Origin of the sequence: Sphingomonas sp. HMP9, from assembly GCF_013374115.1 — a bacterium.
Taxonomy (GTDB): Bacteria; Pseudomonadota; Alphaproteobacteria; order Sphingomonadales; family Sphingomonadaceae; genus Sphingomonas.
On sequence record NZ_AP022673.1, the window covers coordinates 1,473,056 to 1,500,055 of the forward strand.

The 27,000-nt window shown below is 66.4% G+C and carries 26 protein-coding genes; 9 read left to right on the forward strand and 17 right to left on the reverse strand.

The window, feature by feature from the left end; all coding sequences use genetic code 11:
- Positions 1–33 precede the first annotated feature (33 nt).
- From HMP09_RS06520 to HMP09_RS06540, 5 genes are all read left to right on the forward strand, one after another.
- The gene (locus HMP09_RS06520) at positions 34–432 is read left to right on the forward strand and encodes a hypothetical protein (protein WP_176499690.1); all 399 of its coding nucleotides are present in this window, start codon (positions 34–36) and stop codon (positions 430–432) included.
- Positions 429–1,706: an efflux RND transporter periplasmic adaptor subunit gene (locus HMP09_RS06525; RefSeq protein WP_443026450.1), complete on the forward strand. Its 1,278-nt coding sequence runs from the start codon at positions 429–431 to the stop codon at positions 1,704–1,706. The genes HMP09_RS06520 and HMP09_RS06525 overlap by 4 nt, the downstream gene beginning before the upstream one ends.
- 132 nt (positions 1,707–1,838) lie before the next feature.
- A complete protein-coding gene (locus HMP09_RS06530; protein ID WP_176499691.1) occupies positions 1,839–5,018 on the forward strand; it encodes an efflux RND transporter permease subunit in 3,180 nt (1,059 codons plus the stop codon).
- Positions 5,019–5,029: 11 nt separating this feature from the next.
- A complete protein-coding gene (locus HMP09_RS06535) occupies positions 5,030–6,442 on the forward strand; it encodes an efflux transporter outer membrane subunit (protein WP_176499692.1) in 1,413 nt (470 codons plus the stop codon).
- Positions 6,443–6,533: 91 nt separating this feature from the next.
- Entirely contained in the window at positions 6,534–6,809 is a 276-nt protein-coding gene (locus HMP09_RS06540) for a hypothetical protein (protein WP_176499693.1), read from the forward strand.
- 22 nt (positions 6,810–6,831) lie between these two features.
- Here HMP09_RS06540 and HMP09_RS06545 read toward each other — a convergent pair whose 3' ends face one another.
- Complete coding sequence (locus HMP09_RS06545; protein ID WP_056489263.1) at positions 6,832–7,089, reverse strand: hypothetical protein; 258 nt, start codon at positions 7,087–7,089, stop codon at positions 6,832–6,834.
- Between the two features lie 161 nt (positions 7,090–7,250).
- On the opposite strand from HMP09_RS06545, the gene HMP09_RS18535 reads away from it, so the two are divergent.
- Together HMP09_RS18535 and HMP09_RS06550 are read left to right on the forward strand one after the other, a co-directional pair.
- A complete protein-coding gene (locus HMP09_RS18535) occupies positions 7,251–7,379 on the forward strand; it encodes a hypothetical protein (RefSeq protein WP_269473610.1) in 129 nt (42 codons plus the stop codon).
- 47 nt (positions 7,380–7,426) lie between these two features.
- On the forward strand, positions 7,427–8,479 hold the full coding sequence (locus tag HMP09_RS06550; RefSeq protein WP_232090725.1) for a lactonase family protein: 1,053 nt from the start codon (positions 7,427–7,429) through the stop codon (positions 8,477–8,479).
- Here the strand turns inward: HMP09_RS06550 and HMP09_RS06555 are convergent.
- The 7 genes from HMP09_RS06555 to HMP09_RS06585 all read right to left on the reverse strand — a co-directional run bounded on the left by HMP09_RS06555 (position 8,476) and on the right by HMP09_RS06585 (position 14,740).
- The gene (locus HMP09_RS06555) at positions 8,476–8,751 is read right to left on the reverse strand and encodes a hypothetical protein (RefSeq protein ID WP_232090727.1); all 276 of its coding nucleotides are present in this window, start codon (positions 8,749–8,751) and stop codon (positions 8,476–8,478) included. The genes HMP09_RS06550 and HMP09_RS06555 overlap by 4 nt on opposite strands.
- A gap of 133 nt (positions 8,752–8,884) precedes the next feature.
- Positions 8,885–10,429 carry a DHA2 family efflux MFS transporter permease subunit gene (locus HMP09_RS06560; protein WP_176499695.1) on the reverse strand — a complete coding sequence of 515 codons (1,545 nt, stop codon included), beginning with the start codon at positions 10,427–10,429 and terminating at the stop codon, positions 8,885–8,887.
- Between the two features lie 289 nt (positions 10,430–10,718).
- Positions 10,719–11,882: an efflux RND transporter periplasmic adaptor subunit gene (locus tag HMP09_RS06565; RefSeq protein ID WP_176499696.1), complete on the reverse strand. Its 1,164-nt coding sequence runs from the start codon at positions 11,880–11,882 to the stop codon at positions 10,719–10,721.
- The gene (locus HMP09_RS06570) at positions 11,879–13,288 is read right to left on the reverse strand and encodes an efflux transporter outer membrane subunit (RefSeq protein WP_176499697.1); all 1,410 of its coding nucleotides are present in this window, start codon (positions 13,286–13,288) and stop codon (positions 11,879–11,881) included. Before HMP09_RS06570 ends, HMP09_RS06565 begins: the two co-directional genes overlap by 4 nt.
- Entirely contained in the window at positions 13,285–13,755 is a 471-nt protein-coding gene (locus tag HMP09_RS06575) for a MarR family winged helix-turn-helix transcriptional regulator (RefSeq protein WP_176499698.1), read from the reverse strand. Before HMP09_RS06575 ends, HMP09_RS06570 begins: the two co-directional genes overlap by 4 nt.
- Before the next feature lie 223 nt (positions 13,756–13,978).
- The gene (locus HMP09_RS06580) at positions 13,979–14,347 is read right to left on the reverse strand and encodes a hypothetical protein (protein WP_176499699.1); all 369 of its coding nucleotides are present in this window, start codon (positions 14,345–14,347) and stop codon (positions 13,979–13,981) included.
- Positions 14,348–14,590: 243 nt separating this feature from the next.
- A complete protein-coding gene (locus tag HMP09_RS06585) occupies positions 14,591–14,740 on the reverse strand; it encodes a hypothetical protein (RefSeq protein WP_176499700.1) in 150 nt (49 codons plus the stop codon).
- 130 nt (positions 14,741–14,870) lie between these two features.
- Here HMP09_RS06585 and HMP09_RS06590 point away from each other — a divergent pair, with 130 nt between their 5' ends.
- Together HMP09_RS06590 and acnA are read left to right on the forward strand one after the other, a co-directional pair.
- Positions 14,871–15,233 (forward strand): hypothetical protein, encoded by a 363-nt coding sequence (locus tag HMP09_RS06590; RefSeq protein ID WP_176499701.1) that lies wholly within the window; start codon positions 14,871–14,873, stop codon positions 15,231–15,233.
- Positions 15,234–15,466: 233 nt separating this feature from the next.
- On the forward strand, positions 15,467–18,151 hold the full coding sequence (gene acnA / locus HMP09_RS06595) for an aconitate hydratase AcnA (RefSeq protein ID WP_176499702.1): 2,685 nt from the start codon (positions 15,467–15,469) through the stop codon (positions 18,149–18,151).
- Positions 18,152–18,701: 550 nt separating this feature from the next.
- Here the strand turns inward: acnA and HMP09_RS06600 are convergent.
- From HMP09_RS06600 to sufB, 9 genes are all read right to left on the reverse strand, one after another.
- On the reverse strand, positions 18,702–19,571 hold the full coding sequence (locus HMP09_RS06600) for an S-methyl-5'-thioadenosine phosphorylase (RefSeq protein WP_176499703.1): 870 nt from the start codon (positions 19,569–19,571) through the stop codon (positions 18,702–18,704).
- Between the two features lie 10 nt (positions 19,572–19,581).
- Positions 19,582–20,973, reverse strand: coding sequence for an amino acid permease (locus HMP09_RS06605; protein ID WP_176499704.1), 1,392 nt, complete (start codon positions 20,971–20,973; stop codon positions 19,582–19,584).
- A 228-nt stretch (positions 20,974–21,201) separates the two neighbouring features.
- Positions 21,202–21,555, reverse strand: a complete 354-nt coding sequence (locus HMP09_RS06610; protein WP_176499705.1) for a HesB/IscA family protein — start codon at positions 21,553–21,555, stop codon at positions 21,202–21,204.
- 136 nt (positions 21,556–21,691) lie between these two features.
- The gene (locus tag HMP09_RS06615; RefSeq protein ID WP_176499706.1) at positions 21,692–22,153 is read right to left on the reverse strand and encodes an SUF system Fe-S cluster assembly protein; all 462 of its coding nucleotides are present in this window, start codon (positions 22,151–22,153) and stop codon (positions 21,692–21,694) included.
- A complete protein-coding gene (locus HMP09_RS06620; protein ID WP_232090729.1) occupies positions 22,150–23,364 on the reverse strand; it encodes a cysteine desulfurase in 1,215 nt (404 codons plus the stop codon). Before HMP09_RS06620 ends, HMP09_RS06615 begins: the two co-directional genes overlap by 4 nt.
- Positions 23,361–24,437 (reverse strand): SufD family Fe-S cluster assembly protein, encoded by a 1,077-nt coding sequence (locus tag HMP09_RS06625; protein WP_176499708.1) that lies wholly within the window; start codon positions 24,435–24,437, stop codon positions 23,361–23,363. The genes HMP09_RS06620 and HMP09_RS06625 overlap by 4 nt, the downstream gene beginning before the upstream one ends.
- On the reverse strand, positions 24,434–25,177 hold the full coding sequence (sufC, locus tag HMP09_RS06630) for a Fe-S cluster assembly ATPase SufC (RefSeq protein ID WP_176499709.1): 744 nt from the start codon (positions 25,175–25,177) through the stop codon (positions 24,434–24,436). Before sufC ends, HMP09_RS06625 begins: the two co-directional genes overlap by 4 nt.
- Positions 25,171–25,470, reverse strand: a complete 300-nt coding sequence (locus HMP09_RS06635; RefSeq protein WP_176499710.1) for a hypothetical protein — start codon at positions 25,468–25,470, stop codon at positions 25,171–25,173. The genes sufC and HMP09_RS06635 overlap by 7 nt, the downstream gene beginning before the upstream one ends.
- A 17-nt stretch (positions 25,471–25,487) precedes the next feature.
- A complete protein-coding gene (sufB, locus tag HMP09_RS06640) occupies positions 25,488–26,978 on the reverse strand; it encodes a Fe-S cluster assembly protein SufB (RefSeq protein ID WP_176499711.1) in 1,491 nt (496 codons plus the stop codon).
- Positions 26,979–27,000 lie beyond the last annotated feature (22 nt).

Below are 27,000 nucleotides of genomic sequence, written 5' to 3' on the forward strand. Positions count from 1 at the left end.
GCGCTTGCCCACGATCAAAAGGGGGGAAATCCCATGGCTTATCTCGACCTCGACAACATGTTCGCTTCGCCCGTCACGAGCCGCGCCCAGACGGTCTCCGCCCCTGCGCCGACCGGCTTTTCCGCACTGGAATGGAGCGTCATCGCACTCGCCAAGCGCGATACGTTGCGCAGCCTCGCCGGCCCGAGCCGCATGTCGCGGGCCATGGGCAGCCTGTTCGGCCTGAGCACGGCGTCACGGCTTGCCGATCCTAGGCTGGAGGCGTTGCGGCGGATGGCCGTGTACGCGTGGCGCCGCGGCTTCGCGCTGCCGATGGCCGAGATCCAGGGCTTCCTCGCCGCCGGCTTCGTCGAGGCGCAGATCGAAACGCTCGTCGAGAGCGTCACGGGCATGCGCGTCGGCGCGCAGCAGAAGCGGAGCATCGCAGCGTGAACCAACTTACCACGATCACGGCCGCGAACGACGCCGATGTCGTCGCGACGCCGCCCGCCGGCCGGCATCGACGGCCCGCCTGGCAGCGCGGCGCGATGGTACTCGTACCGGTCGCGTTGCTCGGTGCGGTCGGCGTGAAGCTGTTCGATCATCCCGACGCGGCGATGGCTGCCCCCCCGCCCGCCTCGGTCACGGTGGCGTCGCCGCTGGTGCGACAGGTCAGCGAGTGGGACGATTATGTCGGCCGGTTCGCGCCGAGCCGCAGCGTCGAGATCCGGCCGCGCGTGGCGGGCGAGGTCACCGGCGTCCACTTCCACGACGGCGATATCGTCCGCAAGGGACAGTTGCTCTTCACGATCGATTCGCGCCCGTTCGCCGCCGCGCTGGCCGAAGCGCACGCCAACGTCGCGAGCGCGAGGAGCGCCCTGTCGCTCGCGCGTACCGACCTCGGCCGCGCGCAGCGACTGGTCGCCGACGAAGCCGTCTCGGCGGGTGAGGTCGACGCGCTGCGCGGCAAGCTCGAAGCCGCCACCGCCGCGCTCGCTGCCGCGCAGGCCCGCGAACGCGCCCGCGCGCTGGACGTCGGCTTCACACAGGTTCGCGCGCCCATCGGCGGGCGCATCTCCGATCGCCGCGTCGATGCAGGCAACCAGGTCGCGGGCGGCGAAGGCACCGGCGGCACCGTGCTGACGACGATCAACGCGCTCGACCCGATCTACTTCACCTTCGACGGGTCGGAGGCGCTCTACCTCAAGACGCAGCGCGCCCGTCAGCCGGGTGCGGCCCCCGCCGCGGTCGAGATCCAGCTGCAGGACGAGACCGAGCATCGCTGGAAGGGCAAGCTCGACTTCACCGACAATGGGCTCGACCAGCGCTCGGGCACGATCCGCGGCCGCGCGGTGATCGCCAACCCGGGCTATTTCCTGACGCCGGGCATGTTCGGCAACATGCGGCTCGCGAGCGCGGGGACGCGACAGGCGTTGCTGGTGCCCGACAACGCGGTGCAGACCGATCAGGCGCGGAAAGTGCTGCTGACGGTCGATGCGAAGAACGTCGTGAGCCAGAAGCCGGTCGAGCTCGGCCCGGTGGTCGACGGCCTGCGGATCGTCCGCTCGGGGATCGGCCCGAACGACCGGATCATCATCACGGGTACGCAGATGGCGATGCCCGGCGCCACGGTCGCACCGAAGGCCGGACGGATCACGGTGGCGGCGAATGCGGCCGCACCTGCATCGGTCCAGCCCATCTCGGGCGAGGCCACGCTCGCCAAATAACGTCCGTCATCCTGACGAAAGTCAGGACCCAGAGTTCGACACGTCCCGCTGAGTAATCCTGGGTCCTGACTTTCGTCAGGATGACGGGTCGTGCTCGGCTGGGCGGATCGCCCCTCTACCGAGGAAATTCCCATGCGCTTCTCGCGCTTCTTCATCACCCGGCCGATCTTTGCGGGCGTGATCGCGGTGATCATCACGATTGTCGGCGCGATCGCCTATATGGCGCTGCCGGTGTCGCAATATCCCGACATCGTCCCCCCCACCGTCACCGTCAGCGCGACCTATCCGGGCGCGTCGGCGGAGACGGTCGCCGAAACCGTCGCCGCGCCGATCGAGCAGGAGATCAACGGCGTCGACAACATGCTCTACCAGTCGTCGCAATCGACCGGCGACGGCAAGGTCACGATCACCGTCACCTTCAAGATCGGCACCGACCTCGATGCCGCGCAGGTGCTCGTCCAGAACCGAGTCGCAGTCGCCGTCCCGCGCCTGCCCGAGGACGTCCAGCGATTGGGCGTCGTCACGCGGAAAACCTCGCCCGACTTCCTGATGGTCGTGAACCTCGTCTCGCCCGACAACTCGCTCGATCGCGGCTATATCTCCAACTACGCGCTGACTCAGGTCCGCGATCGCCTGTCCCGCATCGACGGCGTGGGCGACGTGCAGTTGTTCGGCGCGCGCGATTATTCGATGCGCGTCTGGATCGACCCCGGCCGCGCCGCCGCACTCGACCTCACCGCGGGCGAGATCGTCGCGGCCCTGCGCGCGCAGAACGTCCAGGTCGCCGCCGGCACGCTCGGCCAGCCACCCTACGACAAGGGCAACAGCGCCTTCCAGCTGAACGTCGAGACGCAAGGCCGCCTGACCGACCCCAAGCAGTTCGCCGACGTCGTCATCCGCACCGACGCGCAGGGCCGCCAGGTCCGCGTCTCGGACGTCGCGCGCGTCGAGCTCGGCGCGCAGGATTACGGCGCCAACACCTATCTCAGCGGCAAGCCCACGGTCATCGCCGCGGTCTTCCAGCGCCCCGGCTCGAACGCACTCGGCGCCGCACAAGCCGTCACCGCCGAGATGGAGAGCATGTCGAAGCGCTTCCCCAAGGGCCTCGAATACAAGGTCATCTACAACCCGACCGAGTTCATCGCGCAGTCGATCGACGCGGTGAAGCATACCTTGTTCGAGGCCATGATCCTCGTGGTGCTCGTCATCCTCGTCTTCCTGCAGAAATGGCGCGCGGCGATCATTCCGATCGTGGCGATCCCGGTTTCGCTGATCGGCACCTTCGCGGTACTCGCGGCGGCGGGGTACAGCCTCAACAACCTGTCGCTGTTCGGCCTCGTCCTCGCGATCGGCATCGTCGTCGATGATGCGATCGTCGTGGTCGAGAATGTCGAGCGCAACCTCGAACACGGGCTATCCCCGCTGGAGGCGGCGCGGACGTCGATGGACGAAGTGTCGGGTGCGCTCGTCGCGATCGTGCTCGTGTTGTGCGCGGTGTTCATCCCGACGGTGTTCCTCACCGGCCTGTCGGGCGCGTTCTACCGCCAGTTCGCGGTAACGATCTCGACCGCGACGATCATCTCGCTGCTCATCTCGCTGACGCTGTCGCCCGCGCTCGCGGCGATCCTGCTCAAGCCGACCGCGCCTGCGGATTCGGGCAATCGGCTGACCCGCACCGTCCGCCGCGCAGGCGATGCGTTCAACCGCGGGTTCGAGCGGATGAGCGACCGCTATGGCCGCGTCACGCAACGCCTCGTCACCGCGCCGAAGCGGATGATGATCGCCTATGCCGCGCTGATCGCGGTCACGGTCGGCGTGTTCATGGTCACCCCCTCGGGCTTCGTGCCGGCGCAGGATCAGGGCTACTTCCTAACCGTCATCCAGCTTCCGCCCGGCTCGTCGGTCGAGCGCACCGATGCGGTGATGCAGAAGGTCGCCAAGCGCATCCTGCCGCTCGCGGGCGTCAAGGGCGCGGTCATGCTCGCAGGGTTCGACGGCCCGTCGCAGACGCTCGCGCCCAACAGCGCCGCCGCCTACATCCCGCTCAAAAGCTTCGCAGAACGCAAAAAGCTCGGCGTCACGCTCGCCAGCATCATGGCGGAGTCGCAGAAGGTCACCAGCGACATTACCGAGGCACGCCTGCTAATCGTCCCGCCACCGCTGATCCAGGGCATCGGCTCGGCCGGCGGCTACCGCCTGATGGTGCAGGACCAGGGCGGCCACGGCTATGCCGACCTCGGCAAGACGAGTTACGACCTGATCGGCAAGGCGAACCAGACCAAGGGCTTGGCGCAGGTCTACACCTTCTTCGACACCGCCACGCCGCGCATCTTCGCCGATGTCGACCGCGCCAAGGCCAATCTGCTAGGCGTTCCCCCGGAGCGCGTGTTCGAAGCGTTGCAGGTCTATCTGGGCTCGGCGTTCGTCAACGACTTCAACCTGCTGGGGCGCACCTACCGCGTCACCGCACAGGCCGACGCGCCGTTCCGCAACACCACCGCGGACATCGCCAACCTGAAGACGCGCTCCAACTCGGGTCAGATGGTCCCGATCGGCTCGGTCTCGACCTTCAGGGACAAGACCGGACCGTACCGCGTGGTGCGCTACAACCTGTTCCCCGCGGTCGAGGTCGATGGCGATACGGCGAAGGGCTATTCGTCCGGCCAATCGCTGGTCGCGATGGAGAAGCTCGCCGATGCGTCGCTGCCCGCCGGCTATGCGCATGAATGGACCGGCATCGCCTACCAGCAGAAAGCGGCGGGCAGTACGGCTGCACTCGTCTTCGGCATGGCGGTGGTGTTCGTCTTCCTCGTGCTCGCCGCGCAATATGAGAGCCTGACGCTGCCGCTCGCGATCATCCTGATCGTGCCGATGTGCCTGTTGGCCGCGATGACCGGCGTGAACCTGCGCGGCATGGACAATAACGTCCTGACGCAGATCGGTCTGGTCGTGCTGATTGCGCTGGCCGCCAAGAACGCGATCCTCGTGGTCGAGTTCGCCAAGCAGGCCGAGGAACAGGATGGCCTAACGCCCGTCGAGGCTGCGGTGCGCGCGGCGAAGGACCGGTTGCGGCCGATCCTGATGACGAGCTTCGCGTTCATCCTCGGCGCAGTGCCGCTGGTGATCGCGACCGGTGCCGGCGCGGAACTCCGCCAGGCACTCGGCACCGCGGTGTTCTTCGGGATGATCGGCGTGACCGGGTTCGGTCTGCTTTTCACTCCTACCTTCTACGTCGTCGCGCGTGGGCTGGCGAAGCGGTTCGAAAAACGCCGCCCTGCCCCTGCCGCCCCGACGCTTCAGCCAGCCGAATAAGGACGAACCCGATGAAGTCCGCTCTCCTCGCGAGCCTCTCGGCGCTGACGCTCGCCGCGTGCGCCGCCGGCCCCGACTATGTCGCGCCGATCACGCCACCCAAGGCGGCGGCGTCGTTCGTCACCGCCAACACTGCCACCACCACGACCGCGCCCGACAACGACTGGTGGCGGATGTACCGTGACCCCGTCCTCGACGGCCTCGTCGCGGACGCACTCGCCGCGAACACAGACCTGCGCGTCGCGGTCGCGCGGCTCGACAGCGCCCGCGCGTCGCTGCGTGGCGCCAAGACCGACCGCGAGCCGCAGGTGAACGCCAGCGGCAGCGGCAACTATGCCCGCACCTCGCAACTCCAGAACCTGCCCGGCTTCGACCGTGAGCGCGCCACCTACGATGTCGGTCTAGACGTCAGCTACGAGGTCGATCTCGCCGGCCGCGTCCGCCGCAACGTCGAGGCTGCGCGCGGCGATGTCGGTGCGGCGCAGGCCGATGCGGACGCCGTGCGAGTCTCGATCGTCGCCGCCACCACGCGCGCCTATGTCAACGCCGCCTCGTCCGCCGAACGCCTCGCGGTCGCCCGGCGCATCGTCGAACTGCTCGAGAAATCGAACACGCTGACCGGCAAGCGCGTCGACGCAGGTCGCGCCGCCCGCCTCGACCAGGTCCGCATCGCCGCACTCCGTGATCAGCGTGCCGCGCTCATTCCGCAGATCGAAGCCGAGCGTCAGGCCGCACTCTTCCGTCTCGCCACGCTCACCGGTCGCACGCCGCAGGACCTGCCCGCCAGCGCCGGCGCACGCACCACCACGCCACGTCTCGACCAGCCGATCCCGATCGGCGACGGCGCGACCTTGCTCGCGCGCCGCCCCGACGTGCACGCCGCCGAACGCCGGCTTGCGGCGGCCACCGCGCGGATCGGCGTCCAGACATCCGCGCTCTATCCGCAGATCTCGCTCGGCGGCTCGATCGGTTCGACAGCGACCAACATCGGCGACATCTTCACCGGTGGCCCCATCCGCTGGCTGCTGGGACCGCTCCTGAATTGGTCGCTCAACCAGTCCGCCGCGCGCGCGCGTATCGCGGGCGCAGAAGCCGACACGCGCGGCGCACTCGCCAATTTCGACGGCAGCGTCCTCACCGCGCTCGAGGAAACCGAGACCGCGCTGTCCAACTATGCCCGCGAACTCGATCGCCGCACGCAACTGCAATCCGCGCACGACAATGCCGCCACCGCCGCGCGCATCACGCGCGCCCGCCAGCGTGAAGGCCAGATCGACTTCCTCGACGTCCTCGACGCCGAACGCACGCTGGCGGATGCGGACACGGACCTCGCCGCTGCCGACGCGCGCATCGCAGGAGCCCAGGTCGACCTGTTCCGTGCGCTGGGTGGTGGCTGGCAGGCGCCAAGCCGCCCTGCCATTTGACGTAGATACATCCGGAACCGATGCGTTAACCACCATAATACTGTAAGGAGAAACTAAAGTAGATTAAGTCTGACAACGAACGGACCGCAGTATGACCGACGACATCGAGCAGACGGATACGAACGCCGCCGCGTGGCGTGATCGGGTCACGTACCACGAAGACCGGGCTGCGCAGGAGCGGGTACTTGCCGTTTCCGCGCGCTCGGATGCGGCATACACGGCGCATCGAGTGCTGAGCGAGCGACATCTTCAGCTCGCGGCGACGGCCGAACTCGTCGCGAGAATGCCGGATGCCGAACCACCGCGAAGCTCGTCGCTGGAGCAGACCGGCGACCTGATCCGCAGGAGCTACGGCGATGTGGAATAGCGGCCCAACCGACCGCGGAATGTCAGGCGATGTCGGCCTTGCCGAGATTGATCTTGTCGTAGAGCGCGAGCAACGCGGTTACTTCCTCGACCACGGTCTCCTGCTCGGCCCGCCAGCGCGCGGTGGCGTCGTGCGACGGAATACCGTCCTGGCCGTCATGCAGGGTAAAGCCCTGGTCGATCAGCCAGATCGCATCGCTCGCCCGCGACCGCTGTCGTCGCAGGTGATAGACCCATTGCTCGATTATCCCCGAAGGTACCAGTCTATCCAGATCGCCCATGGCGCCGCGGTAGGCCAACGTCGATGGCAATACCAGCCTCGCGAGAGGTCGCCGCAACATCGCCGGGTCGCGGCGGATATCGGCGTCGACGGTATCGTGAAATCCAGCGGCAATATCGTCGGCGCAGCACGGTGGTGATGGACTTCCTATCGCACCCTTCGGTGATCGAACGTCGCATGGATGACCAGTCGGTGCTGGCCCTGCGCGCGCCGACCCCGATGATCGCGAGGATGCATGAGGAACTCGCGTTGCTCTACCGCGAACAGCTGATCGCGCTGCTCAGGCCCTGAACCGAATTCGGATGGGACCGCGGGTCGCCCACGGTTAGAAGCGGCGCATGACCTCGACCGACACCCTGTCCGATCCCGAAACCACACGATCGCTCTGGATCGGCACCTATGCCGGCGGCGATGGCGCGGGCGTCCATCCGCTCAGCATGGACCGCAGGCTCGGCGCGCCGTACCCGGACGCGCTCAACGCATCGTTCGGCACATATTCGTCGCGGTTCGATCTCCATTACCTGGTCGACGAGCAGGATGAGGGCGCGCTCGGCGTGCATCGGCGCACTGCATCCGACTGGGTCCGCCTGGCACATGTCCCGGTCGACGGGGGGGCCCCGTGTCACGTCGCAATGGATCGCACGCAATCCTGCGTCGCGACCGCGAACTATACCAGCGGCAGCGTCTCTCTGTTCAGGCTCGATCCGGCAAGCGGCCTGCCGATCGGCCGACCGGCGGTGCACGCCAATAGCGGCAGCGGCCCCAATGCCGAACGCCAGCAATCGCCGCATGCGCACTGGGTCGGTTTCGGTCTCGACAACCGGTTCCTGTATGTTGCGGATCTTGGTACCGACGAAGTGCTCGCCTTCGCGGTCGATGTGGAACGGGGAACGATCGGCACGTCACGGACAGCGTTCAGGGCCGCGCCCGGATCGGGACCGCGTCACCTGCTGTTCCACGCGCGGCACCCGCAATCGGCCTATCTCGCCTGCGAACTCGACAGCACGCTCGCCGCGCTGGACGTCCAGGGCTCGGATTTGAAGTTTCGGACTTCCGTATCGACCCTTCCTGTAGGCTGGCGCGGCGCGAACATCGTCGCGCATATCGATGCCAACTCTGCGGGCGATCGGCTCTACGTCTCGAACCGCGGCCATGACAGCATCGCGGTCTTCGCGCTGAACGACGGCGGCGACCCGACACTCCTCCAACATGTCGCAAGTGGAGGTGCATCGCCGCGCGCCTTCATGCTTCTCGAAGAGGAGCGCCGGATGATCGTCGTTCACGAACGCGATCAGCGCGTGACGATGCTCGATATCCTGCCGGACGGGACGCTCGCCCCGACCGATTTCGCGGTGCATGTCCCCGGCGCGGCGTATGCCTTCGTCGCTTAGCTGACGCTGGCGATCAGCAGCGTGAGTTCGGTGCGGACCGGGTTGTCGTCGATACGGATCGGCTTCACCGCGCGGCGCTTGACGGGGTAGGATGCACGCACCGCGTCGCACAGGTCCTGGACCGGAACGCGGACGCAAGCGCCTTCGTCGCAGACCAGCCGAGGCGTGCGGATCGTCTGGATGCACGTCACGGGCGCACCGGCCCAGGCTGGCGCCGCGCTCGACAAAAGGCATGCGGCTGCGATCCGCAAGACGGTGTTCTTGGTCATCATGGTATCTGGCCCCCCACAGGCAGTTCTTATCTGGTGAAGCGACCGTTAGGGGGCAAGTGGTTGCAATAACGTTTCAATCGGCGGGCAATCGCACGGCGGCCCGTCGGTCGTAAGGAAACGACACGCAAACCGATCAGTCGGCCGAGATCGGCCCTTGTGGAGGACTGGCACGCCGCGTGAACCAGACGATGATCACCATCGCCAGGCACAGCCACGCCGAGACGCGGAACAGGTCGGTCGATGCGAGCAGATACGCCTGCGCGACCATCTGCCGCGTGATCGCGCCTGCGGCCTGCACGTCGGTCAGGCCCATCCGCGTCAGCGCACCCTGCGCCATCTGGTACGGCGAACCGGTGCCGATCGCCTCCGACAACCGGCTCTGGTGCAACGTCTCGCGGCGATCCCATGCCGTCGTGATGATCGACGCGGCGAAGCTGCCCGAGGTAATGCGCGCGAAGTTCGAAATGCCGGTTGCCGAGGGCAGCCGTTCCGCCGGGATCCGATCGAGCGAGATCGTCAGCATCGCGAGGAAGAACGCGCTCATCGCGATCCCCTGCACCATCAGCGGCAGCATCAGGTCATAGAAGCTCGCCCCCGTCGTGTAGCCCGAGCGGAGGTAATAGGAGTAGCCGAACGACGCGAACGCCACGGTGGCCAGAATGCGGGCGTCGATCTTGCCGCTCAGTCGCGCAACGAACGGCGTCAGGATCACCGCCACCGCGCCAGATGGTGCGGCGACCAGCCCGGCCCAGGTCGCGGTGTAGCCGAGCTGGGTCTGCAGCCAGAGCGGCAGCAGCAGCGTGTTGGCGAAGAACACCGCATAGCCGAGGCAGAACGCGATCGTCCCGATCGTGAAGTTGCGGCTCTTGAACAGCGACAGGTTCACCGCCGGGTTGGCGTCGGTCAGCTCCCATATGATCCAGCCGATGAAACCGATCGCCGCGACGACGGCGGCAATGACGATCCGGTCGGCGGCGAACCAGTCGTCGTTCTTGCCGAGATCGAGCACGATCTGCAGGGCGCCGACCCAGATCACCAGCAGGATCAGGCCGACCTGATCGATCGGCAGCTTTCGCGTCGGCGTGTCGCGTTTACCGAGCTTGTTCCAGCACACGAAGGCGCAGAACATCCCGAACGGCACGTTGATGAGGAAGATCCAGCTCCAATGGTAGTTGTCGGAAATGTAGCCGCCCAGGATCGGCCCCATGATCGGCGCGACCAGAGTGGTCATCGACCAGATGCCGAGCGCGGTGGAACGCTTGTGGACAGGGAAGATTGCGATCAGCAGCGCCTGGCTGCCGGGAATCATCGGCCCGGATACCGCGCCCTGGAGAATCCGGAAGCCGATCAGCGAGGGGAGATCCCACGCGATCCCGCACAGGAACGACGCGATCGTGAACAGGAAGACGGACACGCAGAACGTCCGCACCACGCCGAACCGGCCCATCAGCCACCCGGTCAACGGCACCGCGACTCCGTTGGCGACCGCAAACGCGGTGACGATCCAGGTCGAGTTGTCGCTGGAAACGCCGAGATTGCCGGCGATCGTCGGGAGCGAGACGTTGGCGATCGTCGTGTCGAGCACCTGCATGAAGGTGCCTAGCGCGAGCGCGAACGCGGTGAGCGCGAGCGAGCCGCCGACAAGGGGGGCGGGGCCGGCGCCGGAAGGGGCTGCCATCAGGTGGCGCTCCGTTCAGTAGGGTAGACCCCAACCAAGCTACTACCCCGGCGAAGGCCGGGGCCAAGTTGGGAAACGCTGTTGATGGAAGACGGCGCGTCGTTACGACCACCTTGCCAACTGGGCCCCGGCCTCCGCCGGGGTGGTGCGGGACTCGAGGACAAGCCCACCAACAAGCTCGTTTCCCCGCGAAGGCGGGGACCCAGACTGGGCTCCCGCCTTCGCGGGAGAATAGGGAGGGGAGCGCCGGCATCAACCCGGCATGACGGGAGCGGACGGCGCGCAATCATCACCGGTTAGCCGCGATGATCTGGCGGATCTTCGCATCGACCGCGGCATCCCCCTGCCCGGTCGTCAGCCCCTTATACGCCGCGACCGCAGGCCGCCCGACCATCGTCCCTGACTTGTCCGCAGTATCGACGATCGCGTTCACCGACAGCCCGACGCGCAATGGATTACGCCGCAGCTCTCCCTTGTCGAGCGCGATGCGCACCGGCACGCGCTGGGTGATCTTGATCCAGTTACCGCTGGCGTTCTGCGGCGGCAGCAGCGCGAACGCGTTGCCGCTGCCCGCGCCCAGCCCGACGACATGGCCGTGATACACCAGGTCATCGCCATACATGTCGGCGGTCACCGTCGCCGCCTGCCCGATTCGCAGGTCGCGCAGCTGGGTCTCGCGGAAGTTCGCGTCGACCCACACCCGGTCGAGCGGCACCACCGCCATCAGCGGCATCCCCGCCGACACCTGCTGCCCGAGCTGCACGGTCCGTTGCGCGACCACACCGTCGATCGGCGCGACGACGTGCATATGGCTGCGCGTGATCGCCGCGCGACGATACGCCGCGATCGCTGCCAGCACCGCCGGGTTGTTCGACACCGTGGTGCCGACAACGCCGTTGCGGGACTGCGCCTGCTGGCTGCGCGCGAGTTGCAGCGTCGCGCTGGCCACCTTCACCTGATCCGCGGCGTGGCTCAGTTCCTCGCCCGAGATCGCGCCCTCAGCCGCCGCCCCACGACGGCGCGCAAGATCGTTCCGCGCGCGCGCCAGTTCGGCTTCCGCCTGCACGACCGCCGCCCCGGTCTCGTTGACCTTCGAAAAGTCCGACCGCGTCGCGCGCACCGCTCGCGCAAGGTCCGCTTCGGCCGATGCGACACCGACATCGGCGGTCGCCGCATCGAGGTCGATCAGCGGCTGCCCCGCCTTCACGACCTGCGTATTGTCGGCATGGATCGCAGTCACCTGCCCAGGATCGCGCGCGGTAATCGCCACCACGTCACCCGCGACATAGGCATCGTCGGTCTCCTGTTCGGGCGCGGCGAGCAGGAAGTGGAACACCGCCCACACGATCGCGCCGATCACGACGACCGCGCCGAGGATCGTCAGCGCGCGCTTGCGTGCGCGCGGATTGCCGGCCGGAGCAGCGGCGGGCGCCGGCGTTTGCGTATCGGTCATCGCGTCATCCCCTGAAAATCATACCCACCACCCAGCGCCAGCACGAGCTGCACGCGCTGTTGCGCGGCATCGGCAGCGAGGTCGGCATCGGCCTGTTCGGCGGCCAGCGTGCGGACGTCATTGTCGACGAGATCGAGCCGGCTATCGAGGCCACTCGACACGCGGATCGCGTTCAGCCGCCCGGTCTCGGCATAGCCGCGCACCACCTCGCGTTGTCGCTGCCTGTCCGCGTCGAGCGCCCCGATCCGCGCAACCGCGTCGCCCGCCTCGCGCACCGCGCCGATCACCCGGTCGTTATAGTCCGCGGTCGCCAGATCGAGCGCGGCGGTCGCGCCTGCAAGATCCGCCTTCAACCGGCCATTGTCGAAGATCGGCAAGTGGAGCGCCGGCCCGACGCCGACCGTGCCCGCATCCAGCGAAAACAGATTGCCGAGCCCGACCGCCTGGAACCCCGCCAGTGCCGCCAGATTGACGTTCGGATAGAACGCCTTCCGCGCGACTTGACGCCCGGCGGCCGCGACCTCGATCCGTGCCTGCGCCGCCGCGATATCGGCGCGCCGCGCGAGCAGGTCGGCAGGCACGGTCTTCGGCAAGGGCAACGCCGCGTCGAGCCGCAACGCGGTCGCACCGATCGTCGCCGGATAATCCGCGCCACGCCCAGCCAGCGCCGCCAGCGCGTTCTTCGCGAGCACCTGCGCCGCCTGCGCGCGCAGCAACGCCTGGCGCGCCTGCGCCAGTAGCGTCGTCGCGGCCTGCGCGTCGAGCTTGCTCGCCAGATTGTTGCGGATCCGGACGTTCACCAGCCGCAGCGAGTTCTGGCGCGTCGCGATCGTCCGCTGTGCGATGCCAGCCTGCGCCTCGGCGCGTTCGAGATCGATATAGGTCTGCACCACCGCGCCCGACAGCGCCATCCGCGCCGCCGCGACGTCGAGCGAGGCCGCGCGCACCGACGCCCGCGCGCCCGCGATCGCCGCCTTCTGGCGCCCGAACAGATCGAGGTTCCAGCTGAGGTTCGCCGCGGTCGATCCAACGAACCGCGTCGACCCCGCATAGGGCGGGGGGATCGTGTAGCGACCGCTCAGCCGCGCGAGCTGCTCCTGCGCGTCGAGCGTCACGTCGGGGCCATTGTCCGCTCGCCGCGTCGACAGCACCGCCTGCGCCTGCGCGACCCGCGCCAGCGCCGCGTCGAGCGACGGACTGCCCGCCACCGCCTCGCGCACCAGTCGATCGAGCTGCGGATCGCCGAACGACCGCCACCAGTCGGCCGCGATCACCGGCGCCGCATCCGGCGCCAACCCCAGCGCGGTCGTCGATACCGGCTCCACGACGGTCTTGGACGCCGGGATCGCGCACCCCGCCAGCAGCCCGGCCACCGTCATCGAGGCAAGGAGAAAGCCCGTCTTCATGCTCGGCGTCCTTCAGTCAAAGCATCGTCCAGCGTCGTGCGGAGTTTCTGCATCAGTTCGATCAGCATCTCGATCTCGGTGCGATCCCAGCCCGTCAGCAGAGTATTCCAGTATTCGATGATTCTATCGCGACACCGGATCGCGACCGCTTCGCCATCGGGCGTCAGCTCGAGATTGAGCACCCGCCGGTCATCACTCGCCCGCGACCGCGTCACCCAGCCGTTTTGCTCCATCACATCGACCAGCCGAGTCGTCGCGCCCTTGTCGTGCGACAGATCGCGCGCAAGGTCGGCGCACGTCGCCGCACGGCCCGCCATCATCGACATGAGCGCTGACCACTGCGTGCCCGACAAGCCCTCCGCCGCGAACACCGGCTCGATCAGGCTCTGGCCGATCTGATGGATCCGCCGCGCGAGGTAGCCGAGCGAACAGTCGGGCCCGAATTCCGATGTAGTGTAGAACGCCATGTCGTTGCCATGGCAACCATTGCCCAGGCAGTCAATTGCACGTTTTGCAATCTGGGGTGATGAAGACAGGTGCTCACAAGACGTTCAGGCAATGTGTAATGCTGTGAGGATCGACGCGAATGGCAGTTCGACGCCCCCTCCGCACCCACGCCGTCATCCTGACGAAAGTCAGGATCCAGGGTAACCGAGGACCTCCCTTCACGGCACTGGATCCTGACTTTCGTCAGGATGACGGACTGGCAAGCCACGAGTTCGCGCAAGCACGCTCGCCAATACGAAAAAGGGTCACCCGCACGAGCGGATGACCCCTTTGCATTCCAGCGATCCAGGACGCCCCGATCAGAACCGGATCTTGATCGAGCCCTTGTACGACTGGTTCGATACGTCCTTGCGCTCGACGGTGGTGTCCGCACCTCGCGATGTCCGTGCTGGTCTTCTGCGCGATCGCCTCGACGATCTTGCCTTCGCCGACCGAACCCGGTGCGCTCTTTGCGGCAACCGCGCCGCCGGCCGCCGCGGCCGTAGTCGCCGCATTGGCCGGAACCGGCTTGCCGTCGACGATGATCTGGTAGTTCGGATCCAGCGCGGTCACTCGGTGCGACGCATCGGTCCACAGGCCGTCGCCGGTCCTGGTCTATGCATAGCGATACGGGGTGTTGGCGGCGATATAGTCCGAGAACAGATAGAGCGGCTGATAGAAGCTGGTCTTGCCATAAGCGCCGAACGGCTGCGCGTTGACGTTGTAAGATTGTCACCAACCGACCGATTTGGGCCATTCGCCGTTGCACCGCGCCGTCAGCAGCAAGGCGCCGTTCAGCGGCCGAACATGACCTCCTCAGCCTTGAGCCGGGGGCGTCTTCGCCAGTTCGTCCAGGCAGTGCGCGAGCAGCGCCGCCATCATGAATTGCTTCTGCCCATCAGCGATCGCCAATGCGTGCTCGATGGCTGTTCGCAGCATATTGGTATCGTCGCTATCATCGCCCATGGCCCGTGTTCGCCGCTGACGCGATCCGGTGCAATGCGCCAAGTTATTACGCCGCTACACAACCTATGTTAGCCGCGAAATTGCGTCATTTTTGCTGGCACGGCGCAAGTGTGATCTGCCATGTTAGCGCATGGCAATCGACACCGACTCGGCGCGCACGGCGGAAAATCTCCTGACGGTGCGCGGCATGCGCGGGGACATATTCCCCAGCGAGATCTTTGACGAGCATGCCTGGAACATGATGTTGCGGCTGTTCGTCGCCGAAGCTGGCAACGAGCCAGTTACCGCAACCGACCTGATGGCGCTGACGAAGACGCCGCCGGCCGTGGGCGAACGCTGGCTCGCGCATCTCGTGGCCGACGCTCAGATCGAGCCCTATTCGGAGGGCGGTCTAATATCGCTGACCCGTGCCGCGGTCGATCGTATGAACATGTTCCTGCACCGCGCCGCCGGCATCCACGAAAGCGATGGTCCGGCCGAGACGGCAGCCTGATCACCGGCCCGCTCTGCCGCTCGCCAACGCCAATGCCAGTGCCAATGCCAATGCCGATGCCAACACGGAATAACCGGTCCACGGCGTCCCCGCACCCTTCCCCGATGCCTTCCCCCTTGCTAAGGCCCCTTCGGTAACAGCATTTTTCGCTCGGATCCCGACGCGCCCGCGTGGCCTATATGGCTGCTTTCCCCTCGGCGCCCGGCGGCCCGACGCCCACGGGAAGGACCCCTATGACTGCCATTGGCCAGGATACCCTCAAGACCCGCACCAGCCTGTCGACCGGCGGCAAGTCGTACGACTATTACAGCCTCGCCAAGGCGTCCGAACAGCTCGGCGACATCAGCCGCCTGCCCTTCTCGATGAAGGTGCTGCTCGAGAACCTGCTCCGCTTCGAGGACGGCGTGACGGTCACGCGCGAGGACATCCAGGCGATCGTCGACTGGCAGAAGGAGCGTCGCAGCGACCGCGAGATCCAGTATCGCCCCGCGCGCGTGCTGATGCAGGATTTCACCGGCGTGCCTTGCGTCGTCGATCTCGCGGCGATGCGCGATGCGATGACCAAGCTCGGCGGCAACCCCGAGAAGATCAACCCGCAGGTCCCCGTCCATCTCGTCATCGATCACTCTGTGATGGTCGACGAGTTCGGCACGCCGCAGGCGTTCCACGATAACGTCGACCTGGAATATGAGCGCAACATCGAGCGTTACGAGTTCCTGAAATGGGGCAGCAAGGCGCTCGACAATTTCCAGGTCGTCCCCCCCGGCACCGGCATCTGCCACCAGGTGAACCTCGAATATATCGGCCAGGCCGTCTGGTCTTCGGCATCGTCCGGCGATCACGGTGATGGCACGATGATCGCGTACCCGGACACGCTGGTCGGCACCGACAGCCACACGACGATGATCAACGGTCTCGGCGTGCTCGGCTGGGGCGTCGGCGGGATCGAGGCCGAGGCCGCGATGCTCGGCCAGCCCGTGTCGATGCTGATCCCCGAAGTCGTCGGCTTCAAGCTGCTCGGCAAGCTGAACGAGGGCATCACCGCCACCGATCTGGTGCTCACCGTCACGCAGATGCTGCGCGCCAAGGGCGTGGTCGGCCGCTTCGTCGAGTTCTTCGGCCCAGGCCTGTCGTCGATGACGCTCGCCGACCGTGCGACGATCGCCAACATGGCGCCGGAATACGGCGCGACCTGCGGCTTCTTCCCGATCGACGATAAGACGCTCGATTACATGCGCCTCACCGCGCGCTCGGACGAGAATGTCGAGCTGGTCGAGGCCTATGCCAAGGCCAACGGCTTCTGGCGCGACGAGAACGCCGAGGACCCCGTCTTCACCGACACGCTCGAACTCGACATGGGCACCGTCGTCGCCTCGCTTGCCGGCCCGAAGCGCCCGCAGGACCGCGTCAGCCTCAACAAGGTCGACGAGGTGTTCAACAGCGACCTCCACAAGCTGTACCACAAGGAGCAGCCCGCGCGCGTCGCGGTCGAGGGTCGCGAGCATGACATCGGCGACGGCGACGTCGTGATCGCCGCGATCACGAGCTGCACCAACACGTCGAACCCGTCGGTGCTGGTCGCCGCTGGCCTCGTCGCACGCAAGGCGAACGCTTTGGGCCTCAAGTCCAAGCCTTGGGTGAAGACCTCGCTGGCCCCCGGTTCGCAGGTCGTCACCGACTATCTCGACAAGGCGGGCCTCACCGCCGACCTGAATGCGCTCGGCTTCAACCTCGTCGGCTATGGCTGCACCACCTGCATCGGCAATTCGGGTCCGCTGGCCCCTGCCATCTCGGCGGCGATCAACGAGAACGACCTCGTTGCCGCGTCGGTCCTTTCGGGCAACCGCAACTTCGAGGGCCGCGTGTCGCCGGACGTCCGCGCCAACTTCCTCGCCTCGCCGCCGCTCGTCGTCGCCTATGCGATCAAGGGCACCGTCACGACCGACATGATCGAGACGCCGCTGGGTCAGGGGTCCGACGGCCAGGACGTGTATCTGCGCGACATCTGGCCGACCAACGAGGAAGTCCGCAGCACGATGGACGCGAACATCGACGCGTCGATGTTCGGTGCGCGCTACGGCGACGTCTATGCGGGCGACGCCAAGTGGCGCGAGATCGACGTCACGGGGTCGGACACGTACCAGTGGCGTGCAGGGTCGACCTATGTCGCCAACCCGCCCTACTTCGACGGCCTGTCGATGACCCCCGCCCCCGTGCAGGACATCATCGACGCCAAGCCGCTCGCGATCCTCGGCGATTCGATCACCACCGATCACATCTCGCCCGCCGGTTCGATCAAGGCGGACAGCCCCGCCGGCCGCTTCCTCCAGGAGCATCAGGTCAGCAAGGCCGACTTCAACAGCTATGGCGCCCGTCGCGGCAACCATGACGTGATGATGCGCGGCACCTTCGCCAACATCCGCATCAAGAACGAGATGGTCCCCGGCGTCGAAGGCGGCATGTCGAAGTATGACGGCGAGGTCATGGCGATCTACGACGCGGCCATGCGCTTCAAGCAGGACGGCACGCCGCTCGTGATCGTCGCCGGCAAGGAATATGGCACCGGCTCGTCGCGCGACTGGGCCGCGAAGGGCACGAACCTGTTGGGCGTCCGCGCGGTTATCACCGAGAGCTTCGAGCGTATCCACCGTTCGAACCTGGTCGGCATGGGCGTGCTGCCGTTGCAGTTCGCCGAAGGCACCGATCGTAAGACGCTCGGCCTCGACGGCTCGGAAACGTTCACGATCCTCGACGTGGCGAGCATCCGCCCGCGTCAGGACGTGACGGTCAAGATGACCCGCGCCGACGGCACGAGCGAGACGTTCCAGACCAAGTGCCGGATCGATACCGTCAACGAGCTGGAATATTTTCTCAACGGCGGCATCCTCCAGTACGTCCTCCGCAAGCTGGCCGCGTAAGCGACTGCCGTTACCCCGGTGCGATCCGGGGGACGGCAAAGGCCTCAACCCCTCGATCCTCCCCCGCAAGGGGAAGGTGACGCTGAAGGCGACGGAGGGGGAGGATGCGGAACACAGGTTTCGCTTACCGCCCCCTCCGGCGGGCAAGTGCCTGCAACCTTCCCCTGGCGAGGGAGGATCTGCAGCGCGGCAATTTCGGAAACAGTCGGCGCGGTAACGAGCCGTGATTCTCCCGCCTAATCCCAAGCAGAAAAAGGCGGGGCGATCGCAAGGATCGCCCCGTAGTTCAGGGAGAGGACCGGGACAGGGGAGACCCGGTCAAGTCGCCGCGCACAGGGGGAGAGGAGCGGCGACGCACTCTCCTTCGTCCCGATATGTTGCAGCGATGTGTCGAACGCGACGAATGACGAACTTTTCACCGAACCCAGCCCGAATTCTATACGCTTAGCCCCAATCCCCCCTGTCAGGAGCGGCGCCCCGGCGCTTACCAAGCGGCAACCCGCAGTCGACCTCTGCGTCGCTGCGTGCCCCTCCGAAGAGGGGGTACAGTTCACACCGAAAGCGCCCGCCCCGCCACTGCATCCAGCTTCGCCAACATCGCAGGATCCCGAGCGTCCCGCGCGGTGATGATCGCGCTATCCAGGCAGATATCGATCGGCGAGCCGTCCCGCTCAACCGGCAGCGACCGCAGCAACGCCATCACCATTGCCCGCGCCTTGGCCGCGTTCGCCCCCAATTGCGCCACGACCTGCGCGACATCGACGCCCGCCTCGTCCTCGCGCCAACAATCGTAATCCGTCACCATGCCGACCAGCGCGTAGGGAAGCTCCGCCTCGCGTGCGAGCTTTGCCTCGGGCATCGCGGTCATGCCGATCACGTCGCAACCCCATTGCCGGTAAAGGCGGCTTTCGGCCCGCGTGGAGAATTGCGGGCCTTCCATCGCTAGATAGGTGCCGCCGTCGTCGACCTGTGCGCCGGCCTCGCGCGCGGCGTCCGCCGCGTAGCGCGAAAGCCGGGGACATACCGGGTCCGCCATCGAGACGTGCGCGACAAGGCCGGTGCCGAAGAAGCTCGAGACGCGGCCCTTGGTGCGGTCAATGAACTGGTCGACGACAGTGAAGCTGCCGGGCGGGCGTTGCTCAACCAGTGACCCTACCGAGGACACGGCTAAAACATCGGTCACGCCGAGCCGCTTCAACGCGTCGATGTTCGCGCGGGCGTTGAGCTCGGAAGGGGAGATGCAGTGCCCTCGACCATGCCGTGGCAGGAACGCGACGCCGACATGCCCGACACGCCCGGTATAGATCGCATCGGACGGCGCCCCCCACGGCGTCTCCACTATCTGCCAGCGGCCGTCCTCGATGCCGTCGACCGCGTACACCCCCGAGCCGCCGATGATCCCGATCATCCAGCCGCTCATGCCGCACCCCTCACTCGGCCAGCGCCCGCGGCCGCGCGTAGACGAAGTAGATCGCCAACCCGAGCACGTTCCAGAGCCCGAAATACAGCTGCGTCTTGGAGGGCAGGCTAAAGAACAGATACAGGCACCCGAGGATGCCGATGACGCCCACCAGCGTCGCGGCGGGCGCGCGGAACGTGCGCACAGCATCGGGCGCACGGCGGCGCATCACCAGCATGCACGCACAGACCGCGACGAACGCGGCGAGCGTGCCGGCGTTGGCAAGCGCGGCGATCTCGGCGAGCGGCAAAAGGCCGGCGATCACCGCGACAATCGCCGCCGTGATCCAGGTTATCCGCACTGGCGCACCGCGCTTCGACACCTTGGCGAGGCCAAGCGGCAGCAACCCGTCACGCGCCATCGTGAAGAAGATCCGGCTCTGGCCGAACAGGAACGCGAGCAGCACGGTCGGTAATGCGACGACTGCGGAGGCGCCGAGGAAGGTCGCGAACCCTGGCCGTCCGATCTCGCGCAGGATCAGCGCGAGCGGCTCGGCGGAGCCGGCGAACCGCGTGTACGACAGCGCGCCCACCGCCGCGACCGCGACGAGGATGTAGATCGCGATGCACGCCACCATCGATCCGACGATGCCGATCGCCAGGTCGCGGCCGGGATTCTTCGTCTCCTCCGCCGCAGTGGAGATCGCGTCGAAGCCGTAGAAGGCGAAGAAGATGATCGCCGCCGCCGCCATCACGCCGCGCTCTGCACCATCGGGCTGCACCGCCTTGGGGAAGCCGTAGGGCATGAACGGGTGCAGGTTGGCGCTGTTGAAATAATGCAGCGCGATGAACACGAACACGGTCAGCGCGATCATCTTCACGCCCACCAGCACCGCGTTCAGCGTCGCACTTTCGCGCGTGCCGAAAGACAGCACGCCCGCGACGACCGCGATGATCAAGATCGCGGGCACGTTCAGGATGCCGCCAAGCTCGGGACTGAGCGTCAACGCTTCGGGAAAGCCGAACGCGCCGCGCAGCAGTGGCGCGGCATAGCCCGACCAGCCCACCGCGACGGTCGATACGACCAGCGAATATTCGAGGATGAGGCTCCAGCCGATCACCCAGGCGATCAGCTCGCCGAGCACGACATAGCTGTAGGTGTAGGCGCTGCCCGACGCGGGGATCATCGTCGCCATTTCGGCATAAGCGAGCGCGGCGCAGGCACAGATCCCGCCCGCAATGACGAACGACAGGATAACAGCGGGGCCGGCGAGCCCTGCCCCGACGCCGATCAGCGTCAGAATGCCGGTGCCGACGATCCCACCAACGCCCATCGCGACCAGATGCGGCCACGACAGGGTCCGCGCGAGCTGATGCTCGGGCGGCTGCTCGGTGACGATTTTTCGGCGAAACAGACTGGCCAACGTATATCCCCTCTTCTCGGCGGGGGAGTGGCACAGGAGAGGACCGGCAAGCAAGGCACAGGGTCGTTGCTCACGTCGTCGAAGCTGCCGCCCGGCATGCTGGGCTTGTCCAAGGGTGACGGAGATCAGCGTTGCCCTGTCTCGACCCGATCCCTGTTCTCCCGCGAAGGCGGAAGCCCAGTCTGTGTACCCGCCTTCGCGGGGACACATGCTAACTGGCGCATAAGTTCAGACGGTAAAGCTTTCACCGCATCCGCATGCGCCCTTGGCGTTCGGGTTCTGGAACACGAAGCCGGCCGTGAAGTCGTCCTCGACCCAGTCCATCGTCGAGCCGATCAGATACAATATCGACCCGCCATCGACGAACAGCGTGCCGCCGGGCGTGTCGATCCGCTCGTCGAAAGGCTTGGCTTCGCTCACGTAATCGACCGAATAGGCTAGCCCCGAACAGCCGCGCTTCGGCGTCGACAGCTTGACCCCGATCGCATCCCCCGGCGCGCGCGCCATCAGGTCGGCGATCCGCGCGTGCGCCGTCGCCGTCAGGTTCAGCGCCGCCCGCCGTGCTCGTAATGTCGTCGCCATGATCGTCGTCCTTCCTTCTCCCCTCCCGCGAGCGGGAGGGGCCGGGGGTGGGCTCCCGGCCAGCCATTCGAACCGTCGTCCGCGAGGAGAGCGTGCACGCCCCTGCCCCATTCCGCATCCGGGAGGGGAAACGACGTTACAGCATGCCCAATTCGAGCTTCGCCTCGTCCGACATCTTCTGCGGATCCCAAGGAGGATCCCAGACCAGGTTCACTTCCGCGAACCCAACGCCCGGCACCGACCCGACGCGCATCTCGACCTCGGCGGGCATAGACTCCGCGACCGGGCAGTTCGGCGTCGTCAGCGTCATCGCGACCACCGCATGCCCGTCCTCGGTCACCTCGACGCCGTAGATCAGCCCCAAATCATAGATGTTCACCGGGATCTCGGGATCGTAGATCTCCTTCAGCGCATCGATGATCGCATCGTACACCGCGCCGCCGGGCTCGCCGGGCGAATCCACCTGCGGCTTCTGCGCCAGGAAACCCGCGAGGTAATCGCGCTTCCGCTCGGCGTCGGAATCCGTATCCATCACCACGCGTGCCTTAGGCGGCGATGCGACGGCATCCACTTCCTCGATCTCGAACCGATCGCTCATCCAAAAATCCTCGTTACTCGTTCGATCCCGCGCACTAACGCGTCCACGTCGGCGGGACCGTTATACACGCCAAAACTCGCGCGCGCCGTCGCCTCGACGCCCAGCGCCTCCATTAGCGGCTGCGCACAGTGATGGCCCGCACGGATGGCGACGCGCTCTTCGTCCAATATGGTCCCGATGTCGTGCGGATGAACCCCTTCGATCGTAAAGCTCACGATCCCCGCGGACTCCGCCGGGCCATAGAGCCGGACCGAATTGATCCCGGACAGCGCCTCGCGCGTCGCGGTCACCAGCGCCGTCTCGTGCGCATGGATCGCGCCAAGTCCGATGCTCTCGACATAGTCGATCGCAGCATGCAGCCCGAGCGCGCCGACGATATGCGGCGTCCCCGCCTCGAACCGTCCCGGCGCCGGCGCGTAGGTGGTCCTGGCGAACGACACCTTGTCGATCATCGACCCGCCGCCCTGGTAAGGCGGCATCGCCTCTAGCAGCTCGGGTTTCGCCCACAGCACGCCAACACCGGTCGGGCCGTAGAGCTTGTGCCCGGAGAAGACGTAGAAATCGCAGCCGATCGCCTGAACGTCGACCGCGATCCGCGGCACCGACTGGCATCCGTCGAGCAGGATCTTCGCCCCGACCGAATGCGCGATCTGCGTCGCGCGCTTGGCGTCGAGCACCGAGCCGAGCACGTTCGACACATGCCCGAGCGCGACCAGCTTGTGCGCCGGCGTGATCATCCGCTCCATCGCATCGAGATCGATGCAATGGTCCGCCGTCAGCGGCAGCACGTCGATCGCGACGTCGCGCGCTTCGGCGATCATCTGCCACGGCACGATGTTCGAATGATGCTCGAGCATCGACAGCAGGATACGGTCGCCCGCCTTTAGCTGCGTGCCCGCCCAGCAAGTCGCGACGAGATTGATTGCCTCGGTTGCGCCGCGCACGAACACGATCTCGTCGGGCGAGCCTGCGACGATGAACCGCGCGACGGCCTTGCGCGCCGCCTCGTACGCGACAGTCATGTCGGCCGAGCGCTGGTACACGCCGCGGTGCACGGTGGCATAGGTCTCGCCGTACGCGCGCGTGATCGCGTCGACCACGACCTGCGGCTTCTGCGCGGTCGCAGCGGTATCGAGATACGCCCAGCCCTCGGGGATCGCCGGGAAGTCCGTGACCCGGTCGAGCGGCCGCCTTTCAAGCGTCAGCGTCACAATGCCGCCTCCAGCCATGCGTCCGCGTCCGCGACGAACGCGTCACGCACCGTCTCATCCGCGATCTGCGCGAACGCATCGCCGACGAAAGCGCGCGTCAGCAGCGCCTGCGCCTTGGCATGCGGGATACCGCGGCTCTGCATGTAGAACAGCGCACGCTGGTCGAGCTCACCGACCGTCGCGCCGTGCGCACACTTCACGTCGTCCGCGAAGATCTCGAGCTCGGGCTTCAGGTTGACCGTCGCGGTCCGCTTGAGCAGCAACCCGCGCAACGACTGAACGCCGTCGGTCTTCTGCGCATTGCGCGCCACCTCGACGCGCGCCGCGAGGCTCGCCGTCGACGTGTCAGCCGCGACCGCGCGCCAGATCTGCTTGCTCTGCCCGTTCAGCGCCGCATGCCGCACCGACACTGCGCACTCCTGCTTCTGCGCCTTCCGCGTCAGCAACGCGCCGCCATATTCGGCAAACGCATCGTCACCCGACACGGTGATCGCGCCGTCGATCCGCGTCCCCGCATCCCCCGCGCCGAGCACCGTCACGATCAGGCTCGCCTCCGCGTCGACATCCGCCTCGTCCCGCAACGACACGAAGCCGCTCGCCTGGAGCAACCGCACCGCGCGCGTCAGCTTCGCGCCCACGCCGAGCGTCATCCGCGTCGACCGGTTCGACCAGCCGGTGCCGACATAGGTCTCGACGACCGACGCCTGCGCACCGCCCGCCAGCACGATCTCGGCGGGAAGCTGGTTGTCGCCCCCGGTCGAAATATGGACTATCTGGATCAGCTCCGCCGAAGCGTTCGCATCGACGCGCAGCGACCAACCGTGGCCGGTGGTACGACGGCCAAGCACGTGCTCGCCACCCTCGAGCGCCGCGATCGCGACATGGCGCAGATCGCTCCGCCCCGCATCGAGCACGCCATCGACGAACACCGCGCGCGCGCCCTCCAGATCGAGGAACCACGCGCCCGCCAGCGCCTCGCCGCGCGGCAGCCCGGCCGCCGCGGCGATCGCCGCCGGATCACCCCAGCGCCATGATTCCTCGCGCGTCGAGGGAAGGTCGAGCAGCATCGTCATGCGGCGATCCCCACATAGCCTTCGCTCTCGAGCTGCTGCGCCAGTTCCTTGCCGCCCGACCGGACGATCCGCCCGTCGGCGAGCACATGGACGAAGTCCGGCTCCACATAATCGAGCAACCGCTGGTAATGCGTGATCAGCAGCACCGCCTTGTCGGGCGCGCGCATGATGCGGTTGATGCCGTCGCCGACGACGCGCAGCGCATCGATGTCCAGCCCTGAGTCCGTCTCGTCGAGGATCGCGAACTTCGGGTTGAAGATGCCCATCTGGACCATCTCGTTGCGTTTCTTCTCGCCGCCCGAAAACCCGACATTCACGGGCCGCTTGAGCATGTCATAGTCCATGCCGAGCAGATCCGCCTGCCCGCGCGCGAGCTTCAGGAACTCGCCGCCGGACAAGGCCTTCTCGTCGCGCGTCGCGCGCTGCGCATTGAGCGCCTCGCGGAGGAACTGGACGTTCGACACGCCGGGGATCTCAACCGGATACTGGAAACCGAGGAACACGCCCGCCGCGGCGCGCTCATGCGCCTCCAACTCGAGCAGGTCGACGCCGTCGAACGTCACCGCACCTGCCGTGACCTCGTAACCGGGCCGCCCACCGAGCACATAGCCCAGCGTCGACTTGCCCGCGCCGTTCGGCCCCATGATCGCATGCACTTCACCCGCATTCACGGTGAGCGACAGGCCCTTGAGGATTTCCTTACCGTCGATCTCGGCGTGGAGGTTTTCAATTTTCAACATGTTCTTGCGACTTCTTCCGCGAGTTGATTACGATCAGTCTGTATTTCCATACAGAGCGAGGCGAGTGGGTGGGCAATATCGTTGGCATTTTCGATAATAGTTCGGCCGATCCCTGCCGACATGCCTTCGAAACAACCCTTGGAACCACGCTCCAGTTCGTTTTTGATCACAACCATCTGAGTGATGAGTTGTTTTGCACCGCGCCGGGGCATGAAACGCGATAGCGTTTCGTCGGCAATGCCCGAGTCGATGCGGTTGAGGCCCGAGAGCGCTGACTTGACCTTCTCCAGCAACAGATCACGATCGACTCTCACCCCACGCTCCCCTCAAGCGAAATCCCCAGCAGCTTCTGCGCCTCGACCGCGAACTCCATCGGCAGCTGCTGCAACACTTCCCGCGCGAAGCCGTTGACTATCAGCGCCACCGCCGCCTCCGCATCCAGCCCGCGCGACATCGCGTAGAACAGCTGGTCCTCGGAGATTTTCGACGTCGTCGCTTCGTGCTCGATCTGCGCGGACGGGTTGCGGACCTCGATATACGGCACGGTATGCGCGCCGCACTGATCGCCGAGCAGCAGGCTGTCGCACTGGGTGAAATTCCGCACACCCTCCGCGGTCGGCGCGACGCGCACCAGCCCGCGATAAGTGTTGTCCGAACGCCCCGCGGAAATCCCCTTCGACACGATCGTCGAGCGCGTGTTCTTGCCGAGGTGGATCATCTTCGTGCCGGTATCTGCCTGCTGGCGATTGTTCGTCACCGCGACCGAATAGAACTCCCCGACCGAGCCATCGCCCAGCAGCACGCACGACGGATATTTCCACGTGATCGCGCTGCCGGTCTCGACCTGAGTCCACGACACCTTCGAATTCTTGCCCTGGCACAACGCGCGCTTGGTCACGAAGTTGTAGATCCCGCCGACGCCGTTCTCGTCGCCCGGATACCAGTTCTGCACGGTCGAATATTTGATCTCGGCATCGTCGAGCACGACGAGTTCGACCACCGCGGCATGCAGCTGGTTCTCGTCGCGCATCGGCGCGGTGCAGCCTTCGAGATAGGAGACATACGACCCCTTGTCGGCGACGATCAGCGTGCGTTCGAACTGCCCGGTATTCTCGGCATTGATCCGGAAATAGGTCGACAGCTCCATCGGGCAACGCACGCCCTCCGGAATGTAGACGAACGTGCCGTCGGAGAAGACCGCCGAGTTGAGCGTCGCGAAGTAATTATCACGCTGCGGCACGACCTTGCCGAGCCACTTTTTGACGAGCTCCGGATATTCCTTGATCGCCTCGGAGATCGACCGGAAGATCACGCCCGCGGCCTCCAGCTCCTTGCGGAAGGTGGTCGCGACGGAGACGCTGTCGAACACCGCATCGACCGCGACGCGACGCTTGGGCGTGCCGTCCTCGTTCAGCGGATCCTCGACGACGCCGGCCAGCATCTTCTGCTCGCCGATCGGAATGCCGAGCTTTTCGTAGACGCGCAGGATCTCGGGATCGACCTCGTCGAGCGAACCGAGCTTCGGCTTCGCCTTGGGCTCCGCGTAATAATACGCGTCCTGGTAATCGATCGGGGGCACGTTGAGCTTCGACCAGTCGGGCGCGTCCATCGTCTGCCACAGCGCGAACGCCTTCAGCCGCCAGTCGAGCATCCACAGCGGCTCGCCCTTCTTGGCGGAGATGAAGCGGACCGTGTCCTCGGACAGGCCCTTGGGCGCGAATTCCTGTTCGATGTCCGAGGAGAAACCCCACTCGTACGTCTTGTTCGCGGCGGCATAGGCCTCTGCGTTCCGGGTAGCCATCATTCCATCTCCGCCGCGGCGC

Coding starts and splice junctions, on each gene's coding strand:
- HMP09_RS06520 (WP_176499690.1), top strand. CDS start 34: ATGGCTTATCTCGACCTCGACAACATGTTCGCTTCGCCCGTCACGAGC.
- HMP09_RS06530 (WP_176499691.1), top strand. CDS start 1,839: ATGCGCTTCTCGCGCTTCTTCATCACCCGGCCGATCTTTGCGGGCGTG.
- HMP09_RS06535 (WP_176499692.1), top strand. CDS start 5,030: ATGAAGTCCGCTCTCCTCGCGAGCCTCTCGGCGCTGACGCTCGCCGCG.
- HMP09_RS06540 (WP_176499693.1), top strand. CDS start 6,534: ATGACCGACGACATCGAGCAGACGGATACGAACGCCGCCGCGTGGCGT.
- HMP09_RS06545 (WP_056489263.1), bottom strand. CDS start 7,089: ATGGGCGATCTGGATAGACTGGTACCTTCGGGGATAATCGAGCAATGG.
- HMP09_RS06550 (WP_232090725.1), top strand. CDS start 7,427: ATGACCTCGACCGACACCCTGTCCGATCCCGAAACCACACGATCGCTC.
- HMP09_RS06555 (WP_232090727.1), bottom strand. CDS start 8,751: ATGATGACCAAGAACACCGTCTTGCGGATCGCAGCCGCATGCCTTTTG.
- HMP09_RS06560 (WP_176499695.1), bottom strand. CDS start 10,429: ATGGCAGCCCCTTCCGGCGCCGGCCCCGCCCCCCTTGTCGGCGGCTCG.
- HMP09_RS06565 (WP_176499696.1), bottom strand. CDS start 11,882: ATGACCGATACGCAAACGCCGGCGCCCGCCGCTGCTCCGGCCGGCAAT.
- HMP09_RS06570 (WP_176499697.1), bottom strand. CDS start 13,288: ATGAAGACGGGCTTTCTCCTTGCCTCGATGACGGTGGCCGGGCTGCTG.
- HMP09_RS06575 (WP_176499698.1), bottom strand. CDS start 13,755: ATGGCGTTCTACACTACATCGGAATTCGGGCCCGACTGTTCGCTCGGC.
- HMP09_RS06585 (WP_176499700.1), bottom strand. CDS start 14,740: ATGGGCGATGATAGCGACGATACCAATATGCTGCGAACAGCCATCGAG.
- HMP09_RS06590 (WP_176499701.1), top strand. CDS start 14,871: ATGGCAATCGACACCGACTCGGCGCGCACGGCGGAAAATCTCCTGACG.
- acnA (WP_176499702.1), top strand. CDS start 15,467: ATGACTGCCATTGGCCAGGATACCCTCAAGACCCGCACCAGCCTGTCG.
- HMP09_RS06600 (WP_176499703.1), bottom strand. CDS start 19,571: ATGAGCGGCTGGATGATCGGGATCATCGGCGGCTCGGGGGTGTACGCG.
- HMP09_RS06610 (WP_176499705.1), bottom strand. CDS start 21,555: ATGGCGACGACATTACGAGCACGGCGGGCGGCGCTGAACCTGACGGCG.
- HMP09_RS06615 (WP_176499706.1), bottom strand. CDS start 22,153: ATGAGCGATCGGTTCGAGATCGAGGAAGTGGATGCCGTCGCATCGCCG.
- HMP09_RS06625 (WP_176499708.1), bottom strand. CDS start 24,437: ATGACGATGCTGCTCGACCTTCCCTCGACGCGCGAGGAATCATGGCGC.
- sufC (WP_176499709.1), bottom strand. CDS start 25,177: ATGTTGAAAATTGAAAACCTCCACGCCGAGATCGACGGTAAGGAAATC.
- sufB (WP_176499711.1), bottom strand. CDS start 26,978: ATGGCTACCCGGAACGCAGAGGCCTATGCCGCCGCGAACAAGACGTAC.